Origin of the sequence: Roseobacter sp. HKCCD5988, from assembly GCF_037830355.1 — a bacterium.
Classification (GTDB): domain Bacteria; phylum Pseudomonadota; class Alphaproteobacteria; order Rhodobacterales; family Rhodobacteraceae; genus M30B80.
The window spans coordinates 1,165,885-1,178,111 of record NZ_JBBLYJ010000001.1 but is presented as its reverse complement, the minus strand read 5'-3'; the positions used below and the strand labels follow the sequence as shown (position 1 = coordinate 1,178,111).

General features: G+C 54.0%; 8 protein-coding genes. 4 read left to right on the top strand and 4 right to left on the bottom strand.

Translation table 11 applies throughout. The features are described 5' to 3' along the window. Positions 1-99: 99 nt before the first annotated feature. Positions 100-777, bottom strand: a complete 678-nt coding sequence (locus AAC636_RS05850) for a Crp/Fnr family transcriptional regulator (RefSeq protein ID WP_340300737.1) — start codon at positions 775-777, stop codon at positions 100-102. Between the two features lie 129 nt (positions 778-906). Between AAC636_RS05850 and AAC636_RS05845 the strand changes: the two genes are divergently transcribed. From AAC636_RS05845 to AAC636_RS05830, 4 genes are all read left to right on the top strand, one after another. Continuing rightward, a complete protein-coding gene (locus tag AAC636_RS05845; protein ID WP_340300736.1) occupies positions 907-2,841 on the top strand; it encodes a sensor histidine kinase in 1,935 nt (644 codons plus the stop codon). Then, positions 2,838-4,193, top strand: a complete 1,356-nt coding sequence (locus tag AAC636_RS05840) for a sigma-54-dependent transcriptional regulator (RefSeq protein WP_340300735.1) — start codon at positions 2,838-2,840, stop codon at positions 4,191-4,193. The genes AAC636_RS05845 and AAC636_RS05840 overlap by 4 nt, the downstream gene beginning before the upstream one ends. Positions 4,194-4,471: 278 nt before the next feature. Continuing rightward, positions 4,472-5,464 (top strand): TAXI family TRAP transporter solute-binding subunit, encoded by a 993-nt coding sequence (locus AAC636_RS05835; protein ID WP_340300734.1) that lies wholly within the window; start codon positions 4,472-4,474, stop codon positions 5,462-5,464. 86 nt (positions 5,465-5,550) lie between these two features. Then, a complete protein-coding gene (locus AAC636_RS05830; protein WP_340300733.1) occupies positions 5,551-7,893 on the top strand; it encodes a TRAP transporter permease in 2,343 nt (780 codons plus the stop codon). A gap of 37 nt (positions 7,894-7,930) precedes the next feature. Here AAC636_RS05830 and AAC636_RS05825 read toward each other — a convergent pair whose 3' ends face one another. The 3 genes from AAC636_RS05825 to AAC636_RS05815 all read right to left on the bottom strand — a co-directional run bounded on the left by AAC636_RS05825 (position 7,931) and on the right by AAC636_RS05815 (position 12,180). Further along, positions 7,931-8,437, bottom strand: coding sequence for a transcriptional activator RfaH (locus AAC636_RS05825; RefSeq protein ID WP_340300732.1), 507 nt, complete (start codon positions 8,435-8,437; stop codon positions 7,931-7,933). 68 nt (positions 8,438-8,505) lie between these two features. Next, positions 8,506-10,947: an LPS-assembly protein LptD gene (locus tag AAC636_RS05820; RefSeq protein ID WP_340300731.1), complete on the bottom strand. Its 2,442-nt coding sequence runs from the start codon at positions 10,945-10,947 to the stop codon at positions 8,506-8,508. 297 nt (positions 10,948-11,244) lie between these two features. Continuing rightward, on the bottom strand, positions 11,245-12,180 hold the full coding sequence (locus AAC636_RS05815; protein WP_340300730.1) for a UDP-glucuronic acid decarboxylase family protein: 936 nt from the start codon (positions 12,178-12,180) through the stop codon (positions 11,245-11,247). Positions 12,181-12,227 lie beyond the last annotated feature (47 nt).

Here is a 12,227-nt window from a genome sequence, read left to right as displayed (position 1 = left end):
GTTGTTCGCTGGAAATCTATCTACAAAATACCACCCGCGGTGACAGTGATGTAGTCACATAAGCCAAAATTTTTTTGGGTTACGAATAGCAACCCGCGCCTAATGCTCGGAACGCGCCAGTTTTTCGATGTCGCCACGCGCCTCAATTTTGATCTGCCCCCGTGACAGGCTGATCCAACCGCGGCGCTGAAATTCGGCCAGTTGACGGGAAATGACCTCGCGCGCGGTGCCAAGTTCGGCTGCCATTTGCTGATGGGTGGCTTGGATCAGGTCATCCTTGGCCAAATCCAAAATTCGCTGTGCAAGGCGGATGTCCACGCGGCGAAATGCAATTTCTTCGATCACATGGAACAAATCGGTCATGCGCCGCGAATAGGCGGAAAACACGAAAGTGCGGAAACTTTCGGATTGGCTGATTAGATCATCAAAAACGCTGCGCGGGATCGCAACCGCCTCAACCGCCGTTTCGGCGATACCTTCGGCCGAGTAATCCTCATAGGCCAAAAGACAGGCCGAGGTCATCACACAGCTTTCCCCCGCATTGACCCTATAGAGAACCACCTCGCGCCCTGTCTCGGATGTTTGCTGCACGCGCACTGTGCCCTCAAGCAATAAAAGCAAGTTTTCAGGCCGCTTTCCTGGCCCGAAAATGACCGTGCCTTCGCGAATGGAAATCGTGGTCGCGCGCGCGGTCAGCACATCGCGCACCCGCGGCTCTAAACGCGAAAGACCTGTAAAGCGGTTAATCCAAGAGGCGCCTGCTGGCATCACATTCATCGCGCATCGTCCTTTTGTTTGCGCCTACCATAAGTGGAACCACCTGCGGATCAAAGCGAAATCGCGGATTACAAACATCGGCTAACAGACACTGGTCATAGGCGCAAAAATCAGCACATACTGCGCGTCATGGTGACAGCATCCACGCAAAAAACCCGCCCTCTGGGCAACAACGCCAAGCGCCCTCGGCGCAATTTGACGGCTTTGGCCTTGGTGGTTATGGTTTCGCTTGCCCTCAGCGTGGCCGCCCTGCCCCAGATTGAAAAGCGTTTGATGGGCGGTCGCCTGCGTCAGGATGAGGCCACAATGCGCCTTGTGACCGAGGTCATCCGTGGCGCGCTGTCGCGCACCGAAGCGCTGCCCGCATTGATCGCAGAGCGCCCCATTTTGCGCGACATTTTGCGCGACCCTGACAATACGGGGCTTTTGCCCTTCGCCAATGAGCAGCTGCGCCAAACCGCGCTGTCGCTCGATATTTCAGATATCTATGTGATGGATACGTTCGGCACGACCATTGCCGCATCAAATTATCGGTTGGATCGCTCATTCATTGGGCAAAATTTCCGCTTTCGCCCCTATTTCACCGATGCCCTTGATAATGGGATTGGACGCTATCACGCGCTCGGCACAACATCGGGGCAGCGCGGCTATTACTTTGCCGCGCCAATTTTTGACGGCACGCGGATCTTGGGTGTTGTGGCGGTGAAGATCACGCTTGACCGCTTTGAGGCGGCGTGGCGCGACAGTGACTCGCGCATCTTCGTGACGGATCAACATGGGGTGATTTTCATGGCGGATCGGTCGGATTGGCTGTTCCGCACGCTTGGCCCCTTGAGCGAAGCCGCGCTTGAGGAAATCCAAAGCACCCGCCAATATCCGATCACCTTGCTTACCCCCCTCAGCCTGCGGCGCGAGGCCGTGAGCCTGTCTGATTTTCGCAGCAACGCTCTGACCCGCATGGTCATTACAACATCGGAGCAAGGGCCAGAGCAGCGCCAAGCCTTTTTGGCGCAGCAATCCTTGATTGCCTCGGCTGGATGGCGGGTGAATATCCTGACGCCCTCAGGTTCGGCCCGCGCCGAGGCCTTGGGGCTTTTGGCGATTTTATGGCTGGTGATCCTGATTGCGGGACTATCTGCGGCCATTCTGTTACAGCGCCGCGCACAGTTGCTCGAACGCATCGCAGCCCAGCGCGAATTGGCCGAAACCCTTGAGGCGCGGGTGCAGGAGCGCACCCGTGACTTAAACAGTGCCAACACCCAATTGCGCCAAGAGGTTGAGGAACGCACCCGCACAGAAGACCGCCTTCGCCAAACCCAAGCCGAATTGGTGCAGGCGGGCAAATTGGCGGCTTTGGGGCAAATGTCGGCGGCCCTTAGCCATGAATTCAACCAACCCCTTGCTGCGGTGAAATCCTATGCGGAAAATGCCGCGACCTTTTTGGACCGGGGCCGCGGGGATGAGGCGCGCGAGAACATCACCCGTATCTCGCATATGGCGGATCGGATGGCGTCTATCTCGAAACATCTGCGCAATTTCGCACGCCGCCCGCAAGATCAGCTGCGCGATATTCCATTGCGCGCGGTGATCCGTGACGCGCTTGATTTGCTCGATCCAAGGCTGCGGCGTGCAAAGGTAGATTTGATCCTAGACTTGCCGCTCGAGGACGATGAGATCATGGTTGTGGGTGGGCGCGTGCGGCTGCAACAGGTCTTGGTGAATCTGCTGTCAAATGCGCTGGATGCCATGGCAGATGTCAGCGCCCCGATTTTGCACCTTTCTGTGACCGATGAGGCAGACGATATGATTGCCCTGCGGCTGCGCGATCAGGGGCATGGCCTGTCGCAAGATGCGCAAGCGCAATTGTTTGACCCATTTTTTACCACCAAAGAGGTCGGACAGGGTCTTGGGCTTGGCCTATCAATTTCCTACAATATCATCCGTGACTTCGGCGGCCGCATTGAGGCGCGAAACCACCCAGAGGGGGGCGCGGAGTTCAGTTTGCATCTGCGCAAAGCCGCGCCAGAAACGCCATCGGTGCCAAGGGAAATGAAAAAAGCATGACCGAAACGCAGACCATCAAGAACGGCATGATCTACTTTGTGGATGACGAGGAAGACCTGCGGGTTGCTGCAAAGCAAACGCTGCACTTGGCGGATCTTGATGTGATCTGCTTTGAAAAGGGTGAAGAGGCGCTTGCCCATATCGCACGCGATGGCGATGCGATCCTGATTACCGATATTCGTATGGCAGGCATGGACGGTATCACCCTGATGAACCGCGCCTTAGAGATTGACCCAGAATTTCCTGTGATCCTTGTGACGGGGCATGGCGATATCGAATTGGCGGTCAAATCCATGCAGCAAGGCGCCTATGATTTTCACGAAAAACCCTATGACCCAAAGCGTCTGGTCGATAGCGCGCGGCGCGCCTTGGAAAAGCGGCGTTTGACGATTGAGAACCGCGCTTTGCGCCGCGAGGTGGGGCAGCGCGACCCTGTCGAGGCGCGCCTGACAGGGCGGGCCAAGAATATGGTGCAGTTGCGCGCGGCGCTGCGGGCCATCGCCGCGACCGAAGCCGATGTTCTGATCGAAGGTGAAACAGGCACGGGCAAGGAGGTGGCGGCCCGCGCCATCCATCGCATGTCCCCCCGCCAAAGCGGGCCCTTCGTTCATATCAACTGCGCCGCACTGCCCGCAGCCCTCATTGAAAGCGAATTGTTCGGCCATGAGGCGGGTGCCTTTGCGGGTGCCATGCGACCCCGCTACGGAAAGTTTGAGCATGGGCGCGGCGGCACGGTCTTTTTGGATGAGATCGACAGCCTTCCCCTTGAACTGCAAGCCAAGCTTTTGACCGCGATCCAGAACCGCGTCATCACGCGCCTTGGGTCAAATGAACCGATTGATTTGGATCTGCGGTTCATTGCGGCCTCTAAGGTTGATCTGGCACAGGCGGCCGAGATTGGCACGTTTCGCGCAGATCTTCTCTATCGGTTGAATGTCACAAGCCTGCGGATGCCCCCCCTTTCAGATCGGCGCGAGGATATTCCGCGCCTCTTTATGGATCTCGTAGGGCAAGCAGCAGCACGCTATAAAATCAAACCCCCGCAGGTTCCTGGCGCGGTTTTAGACGCACTTGTTGCGCGGGATTGGCCTGGCAATGTGCGCGAATTGCGCAATATGGCGGATCGTTTTGTTTTGGGGTTGGATTTGGGTTTGGCGACACCCGATGCCGCCGCGCCCGAACAGGGGCTCGCTGTGCAAATGGCGCAATATGAGCGCAGTCTTATTGCGGCGGCCTTGGTGCGCTATGGCGGCAGCCTCAAGGCCACCTATGAGGGATTGGGGCTAAGCCGCAAAGCCCTGTATGAAAAGATGCAGAAACACGGGCTTGATAAAGGGGATTTCACCGAATAGCCCCGCGCGCTTGCCCTGCACTCTCTTGTGTCGATTTCGACACATGGATTTTGCGGCAATGGGTCAGCTTTGACCAATTGGCCGAGATTCCTTTGCAATCGCATAATTTGTTAGCGCCAACTTAGTTGCTTTGATGGGATTTAGACTAGTTTGTGGACGTGACGGGCTGACCCCGTTGCAGACCAAGGAGGGAGCCTTGGCTGCAAAACCTGCATCCAGATCAAGCCCAATAGAGGGGCGCATGCTGGCGCAGGATGACCCTAGGGAGAGATTTGAACATGAAACTCACCAAAATGACCGCATTCGCGATGACCACTGCACTTTGCGCAACTGCCGCGTTTGCAGATGGCCATATGGATCGCACTGGCTGGCCTGAAAGCTTTACTGTTGGCACCGCATCCCAAGGCGGCACCTATTTCGCTTATGGTTCTGGCTGGGCAAACCTTGTAGCAGAAGAATTGGGCATGACAGGCGGCGGCGAAGTCACCGGCGGCCCAATGCAGAACATGGCGCTTGTGCACACAGGCGAAGTCGCCTTCGGCATGACCACAATGGGCCCTGCGGCGGAATCGTTGGCAGGCACCAATCCAATCGCACCTGGTCTGCAAATGACCAATGCCTGTGCGATGTTCCCAATGTATCAGACGCCATTCTCGGTGACGGCGTTGTCCTCCTCGGGCATCACAAGCATTGATGAAATCCCAGATGGCGCGCGCATCGGCTTTGGCCCTGCGGGTTCGACCTCTGACACCTACTTCCCTCGCATGATGGAAGAGTTGGGCGTCAACTTTGAGCGCCGTAACGGCGGTTGGTCGGATCTCGGTGGCCAGTTGCAGGATGGTCTGCTGGACGTGATCGCCTTTGCCGCAGGTGTTCCTGTGCCCGCGGTCAGCCAGCTTGAAGTGCAGACGGACATCAACATCATCGAATTCACCGAAGAAGAGCAGGCCCAAATCATGGCGGCCTTCCCTGTGTCTGAATTCAACATCTCTGCAGATGCCTATACCACACTTGAAGCACCTGCGCGTTCCGTTTCCATGTGGAACTTCTCCATTGCTAACTGTGATCTGCCAGAGAGCTTTGTGTATGCGGTTGTGGATGTAGTAATGTCCGACAATCAGCGCATGGTAGATATTCACAAAGCAGCACGTTCTACCCTGCCTGAAAACTGGGACAAGAACGGCGTTCTGATGTGGCACCCAGGCGCGGCACGTTGGTTTAACGAAAACGCGGGCGCGACCATCGCGGCTGATCAGATTTTCGGCGGCTAATGCTGTAATCTATCAGGCGCGCGGGGGCCTCAAACCCTTCGCGCGCCTTTTCTTTTGCCCTTATCGGCAGAGCGGAAGCAAAAATCATGACCAACACCTCACAGACCAAAGCCAGCGATCTTGACGCGATCGCGGAGACAGGCCCCGTCATCGCCGAAGGCGTAGATCAGGAACCTGTTGAGAATAACCGCCGCCTGTTTACAGGCCCTCGTATGATTGCCGTGGCTATCCTTGCAACGCTCTATGCAGGGTTTCACATGGCCGCATTGAACGGGATTTCTATCTCGGCTTGGACAGGCATAGATTTGCCGCTTTTGCCGCAATTCCCGCTTGAGACTTGGAATTTCCGAATTGTCCACATCGCAGGCGCGCTTGTTTTGGGCTTTGTGCTTTATGCGTCCTACACTTGGAAAGAAGACGCAGAAACCCCCAAAGACACGGCCCTCTTGTCTAAGGCGGGCTATGCTTTGTTCATTCCCGCCGCCTTAGCGTTATGGTCTGCGCTATCCTTTGGGCGGTTGATCGACTCCGGCACATTGCCAGAGATGGGGGGGCTTGTGTCATGGGCCGCCTTCCCCGGAACCGAGATTTATGAAACCGAGATTTGGAATTTTGGTGTGCCCCTCTTGGTGGCGACCTTTGGCGCCATCATCTTGGGATGGTTTGAACGCAAACCACGCGATAGCTTTGCGACCAGCGACTTGGTGCTTGCGCTTTGCGCAATTGTGGTCGCGGCCTATCTTGTGCCGATTTTCTCAACCGCGGCCCGCAATTCAGTTGGCACGCCCTTTGTGCCAATCGGTGTGGCTTTTGCCGCGACAGCAGGCACAGCGATGATCATGGAATTGACACGCCGCGTGGCAGGTCTGGCCTTGGTGATCATCACAGGCGTGTTCCTTGTTTACACCTTCACCGCGCATTTGCTGCCCGGCATCTTGGCCGTGCGCAACCCCTATACGTGGCAACGCTTCTTCGGCCATCTCTATTCGGATGCAGGCATCCTTGGGCCAACAACGGCGGTGTCCTCAACCTATATCATCCTCTTCATCATCTTTGCGGCTTTCCTTCAGGCCTCGAAAGTGGGTGATTATTTCGTGAATTTCGCCTTTGCTGCAGCAGGGCGCGCCCGTGGTGGCCCCGCCAAAGTGGCCATTTTCGCAAGCGGCCTGATGGGTATGATCAACGGCACCTCCGCGGGGAACGTTGTGGCGACAGGATCGCTGACCATCCCCTTGATGAAAAAGGTGGGCTATCACAAGAAAACCGCAGGCGCGGTCGAAGCGGCCGCCTCAACAGGCGGTCAGATCATGCCCCCCATCATGGGCGCAGGCGCTTTCATCATGGCCGAGATCACAGGGATCCCCTACCAGGATATCGCAATCGCCGCGATCATTCCCGCGATCCTCTACTTCGTCTCGGTTTATTTCATGGTCGATCTTGAGGCCGCGAAATTGGGTATGCGCGGCATGCGTGAGGATGAGTTGCCAAAATTGAAACTGCTTTTGAAGCAGGTCTATCTGTTCTTACCCATCCTGATCCTGATCTATGCCCTGTTCCAAGGCTATTCCGTCATCCGTGCGGGCACCTTGGCCACGCTCAGTGCCGCTGTCATTTCATGGATGCCCGTGTTGATGGTGCGCTTCTTCCCACAAAGCCTGCCTGCCGCCTCGGTCGCGGGTATGGGGCCACGGGAGATTCTCAAGGCGTTTGAATTGGCTGGCATCATGGCCATCCAGATCATCGCGGTTTGTGCCTGTGCGGGTGTTATCGTGGGTGTGATCAGCCTGACAGGTGTTGGTGCGCGCTTCTCGTCCCTCCTGTTGGATTTGGCGGGTGTGAGCCAAGTTCTGGCACTATTCTTTGCGATGTGTATCGCGATCCTTCTGGGGATGGGCATGCCCACCACAGCCGCCTATGCGGTTGCGGCCTCGGTGGTCGCACCGGGCTTGGTTGAGCTTGGCATTCCGCAGCTGACCGCGCATTTCTTCGTGTTCTATTTCGCGGTTGTCTCGGCCATTACACCGCCTGTGGCGCTGGCCTCTTATGCGGCCGCGGGGATATCGGGGGCGAATGCAATGGAGACATCGGTGGCCTCGTTCAAAATCGGGATTGCCGCCTTCATCGTGCCTTTCATGTTCTTCTACAATTCGGCCTTGCTGATGGATGGCACCACGCTTGAAATCCTGCGCGCAGGGGCAACCGCCATTTTCGGCGTGTTCCTGTTGTCCTCAGGGGTGCAAGGGTGGTTCATGGGTGCGCGCAACCCGTGGTTCTTACGCGCCATTCTTATTGCGGCCGCGCTGTTCATGATTGAAGGCGGGCTGCTGACCGATCTGATTGGCCTTGGTGGCGCAGTTGGGGTCTATCTGATCCAAAAACTGTTCCACCCAAAGGCGGATGCACAGATCGATGTCAAAGGCCTAGATTGATCCGACAAAGCGGCCCCCTTGTGGGGCCGCTTTTCATTTAGGTCTTTGTTAAATCTTCGCGCGCGACATTGATCCGGGTCTTTTGCCCCATCAGGTCAATCAAAACCCAAACGCGCTGATCTTCATCCAAGCTTTCGACTGTCGCAACAAATTGCGAGAACGGGCCCTTTTGCAAGATCACCTGATCTTGCGAGGCCAAATCACTGGCTGCTGTTAAAACCCCCGCATCATCGCACCGCGCCTGCAATCCCGCAACCAAATCATGGGGCACGCGGCTTGGCTGCCCTGCGAACGAAACAATGCGCGCCACCCCATAGGTGGAGTTGATCTTGCGCCACGCCCCTTGCCCCGTATCTAGCGCCACAAAGAGATAGCCTGGGAAAAGCGGGCGGGACTTGGACATAAACCGCGCACCAACGCGGGATGTGACACTCAGCATCGGTAGGAAAGTTTCAAACCCTTGGCGGTTCAAATTGCGCAAGGCAATGCTGTGCGAATTGGGTTTGAATTGCACCAAATACCATTCATTAGCTTTATCTGGCATGAGGCTCTTCCAATTTCTTAAGCGAATCCAATCAACTTTAGCCACAGACGCGATAGTCTGCGGCCGCGTCAATTACACCTTCGGATTTGAGTTCCACTCCCACGCCCAAATGCTCCAAGTTCAAAATTCAGAGAAAATTCTGTTATTGGATCGAGATTTGTTACGCGGTTATCAACACGTGTCACTTGAGCACGCATCAATACACACTCGGTTTGGTAATCAAGTGACAGTCCGTAGCGCCGTACAGTGTCGTCCTCTCTCGCGTAGAGGGCAGAGATGTCGCCTCCCCAATCGAGGGAGTGCCCCACCATAAAGCGCAGGTCGTCATATTTGTTGCTGTCGCGGTCATAAACCCAGCTCAGGGAAGAGTTCCAATCGATATCATTGTCAAAGCGAATAGAACCCTCCGTGTAAGACCGCTCGCTCTCGTATCTGTCGCTGGTCAAGCCAAGACTTGCATCGATCTGTGGTGTGATTTCGGCAGTCAGTCCTATTCCCCACCGACGCACTTCGTCGGGGCTGCCGATGGCCTCATCGCTATCAACCCTGTGGTAATTTCCATTTAGGGTCAGAAAGTCAAAATTCTGCGATGCTGTGACGCGGTCAGATATTCTTTCAAACTCTGGGTTGAACTGGCTGATGACCGAGAACTGAAAATCGCCGCCATTTTTGCCAAAGCGTGTCGCGTATAACTCACCCTCTCTCAGGGCTGAATTATCCGTCGACAGTATAAAATCTCTCTCCGCTGAGCCACCAATGTAGTAACCAGACGCCGTCTCGAAGCGATACGTCAGGTCAATATCGCTCGCAGTCACGTCATGTTGCGCTGATTGGCTTCGGTTTACGCGGCGAAACCGACCCAGAGAAGAGTAGTTAAAGGGATCTATCTCATCAATAGAACCGTCAATTGACGGCATTGTCACATCACCTGCAGCAAAAGATACGAAGCCAATTGATGGTGTGATTGAGTGCCTTGAACCAGAAGCCGTATCAAATTGGAACGGCCAACTCAGCCGCGTAGACACGACGCCACTTGAGGATGACTGACTGTCAGGATTTGTAGCGTCGTCATGAATGCCATACTCATCAAGGAATATGGACGCGTCACTGTCTACACGCAGCACTTCGCCAGCCTGCCAAGTATCGTTCCACCGCAGATTGGCGGTCAGTCGATTTATATCTCTTTGGCGTGAATTCGTGGGGCCAAATTCATTATAATTCGCCTGTGCCCCAAAATTTAACGTAAAATTCCCGGGCACTCCGTCAAAGCTTTCAAACAAAGTCCATTGAGAGTTAAGGACCCTGTTTGGCGCACCATATGCGTAATTAGGATCGCGCAATGCGGAGAAGCCAGTGTAGTCAAACGCGATTAACTCATCGCTATCCCGACGAGAAAACCTCAAGAAGTTGTTAAGTCGATCTTCGTCGAAGACAACGTCGTCATTGCCGAATGTGGTAATACGGTCGGCGAAGAAGTCATATGTCCCAATATATGCGCGGTCGCTCGACGACTGGCTCTGGAACAACACATTAAAGCCATTGTCCAATTCAAAGCGTCCATTTGAAAACAAAAAAGCCCGAAGGTTATCGCTGGTGAGGTTGTCCTGGCTCAGGGCACCGTGCATTTCGATGTAGCCGTTACTGAATGCCTGACGATAACGCCCACGCAGCGTTCGCAGGAGATAGTTGCCGGCATCGCGCCCTCCGTCCACCGTAACAGTCGGCGTGACGGTGATGTCCGCACTGTCGCCCAGCATATAAAAATATGGCAATCCAATTCTGGCACCTAGCCGTGAGTTCACGGAATAAGTTGGCGCCAATAAACCGTTCGCTCGTTCCACAGTTGGGTCGGGTGTCCGTAGCCACGGAGTATAAAGCACTGGATAGCCGGCAATACGCAATTGTGCGTCGTCGTACGTTATCGTACGAGCCTCTTGGTCATGGACGGCGCGCCTTGCCCGCAACTCCCAAAGTGGCGTAGCATTTTCTGAACAGACCTCACACGCCGACGCGCGCACGTATTCCAGCACTGTATTGCGCCCATCACGGCGCACCAATTGGTCAGACGCAATCTGCATATTTTGGTCGATCAACTGACGAGCTGAAGTGATGACACCGTCTCGTAAATCAGCAGACATGTCCGCGAAATCACCGTAAATTGTCTGCTGGCCGGCGTTATCGATTAGTAGCAGCGGGCCGTCAACAACTACGCGATTGGATACCACGTCGTATGCGACGCTCGGCGCGCGGAGTTCCAAACCATCGAAGAAAATTTGAACATTACCAGTGGCATGGTAAAACTGACGATCTTGATCGAAGTAAAGATCGTCTGCAATCATCGAAGAAACTAAGGCAGGCTCGTCTTTCGTGACCTGTGCAGCACCATAAGAAGCGCTGACAAGCAACGCCCCAACCAAACCCATGGATGCGCTAAAATCTTTAAAAGTTTTTTTGAGGCGCCCTGCCGACAAATTACAATGCCCCGTCTGGAAATAATGTTGATTCTGCATGCTTACAGGGCCAAGCAATGAAGTGAAAGATCGATATTCTTAAAATTCATTACACTATATGTTTGCTCCACGTCTGACTTGAGAGTGCCTTCGTTCTTAGAGACTGCGATTGATATCTGATGTCGTTTTGTATACCCACAAGCACTACACAAATCGATTACAACCCTCTGCGCACCGCCTAAACAAAATCAGTCCATTAACATTAAGATGCGCGATTTAGAGATCTTTTCGAGAACGAAAAATGATAGTTACAGCATCGTACGAGGTGTAATCATAACTTCAGTTATTTGAAGAAAATCACATGCCCAGTGATCTAAAATAGTCGACTGTCGCAATGAGACCATCCTCTAGCTCAACTTCAGGCGACCACTTTAGATGCTCTCTAGCAATGCTAATGTCAGGTTTTCTCTTAATCGGATCATCTACGGGCAGAGGCATGGTCTTCAAACGCGACTTTGATCGCGTCAAGTCAATTATTTGTTCTGCGAGATCATGAACCGACAACTCTGCAGGATTACCGATATTTACAGGCCCAGAGAAGTCACGGCTGATTTCCATCGTTTTGACTAAACCATCGACCAAATCACTTACGTAGCAAAACGAGCGTGTTTGCGTCCCATCACCATAAATAGTAATGTCTTCTCCCTTGAGTGCTTGCACAATAAAGTTTGAAACAACTCGTCCGTCATCTACCGCCATTCGCGGTCCGTATGTATTAAAAATACGCACCACTTTTGCATCCACATTGTGTTGACGACGGTAGTCAAAGAAAAGAGTTTCAGCCGCTCTTTTTCCCTCATCATAGCAAGCTCTTGGACCGATCGGGTTTACGTTACCCCAATATGTCTCATCCTGCGGATGGCGCTCTGGGGACCCGTAGACTTCACTCGTCGACGCCTGCACAACAGGACACTTGAGGCGCTTTGCAAGTCCTAGGATGTTTATAGCACCCAAAACTGATGTCTTGATCGTTTGTACTGGATCTTTTTGATAACTAACCGGCGATGCGGGGCAGGCCAAGTTAAACACGGCGTCAACTTCAACATACAAAGGAAAAGTCACATCATGGCGCATCATTTCAAATTTCGGGTTTGAAAGATGATGGGCAATGTTTGCTCGACTACCGGTAACCATGTTGTCAACACACAAAACAGAGTGACCCTCGTCCAACAATCTATCAATAAGATGAGAACCCACAAACCCTGCGCCGCCAGTTACGAGATAAGTTGTCATGTCATCATACCTTTTGTAAACGCAGTGATAAGCTACAATTCGAGGCA

Coding starts and splice junctions, on each gene's coding strand:
- AAC636_RS05830 (WP_340300733.1), top strand. CDS start 5,551: ATGACCAACACCTCACAGACCAAAGCCAGCGATCTTGACGCGATCGCG.
- AAC636_RS05850 (WP_340300737.1), bottom strand. CDS start 777: ATGAATGTGATGCCAGCAGGCGCCTCTTGGATTAACCGCTTTACAGGT.
- AAC636_RS05815 (WP_340300730.1), bottom strand. CDS start 12,180: ATGACAACTTATCTCGTAACTGGCGGCGCAGGGTTTGTGGGTTCTCAT.
- AAC636_RS05835 (WP_340300734.1), top strand. CDS start 4,472: ATGAAACTCACCAAAATGACCGCATTCGCGATGACCACTGCACTTTGC.
- AAC636_RS05820 (WP_340300731.1), bottom strand. CDS start 10,947: ATGCAGAATCAACATTATTTCCAGACGGGGCATTGTAATTTGTCGGCA.
- AAC636_RS05840 (WP_340300735.1), top strand. CDS start 2,838: ATGACCGAAACGCAGACCATCAAGAACGGCATGATCTACTTTGTGGAT.
- AAC636_RS05845 (WP_340300736.1), top strand. CDS start 907: ATGGTGACAGCATCCACGCAAAAAACCCGCCCTCTGGGCAACAACGCC.
- AAC636_RS05825 (WP_340300732.1), bottom strand. CDS start 8,437: ATGCCAGATAAAGCTAATGAATGGTATTTGGTGCAATTCAAACCCAAT.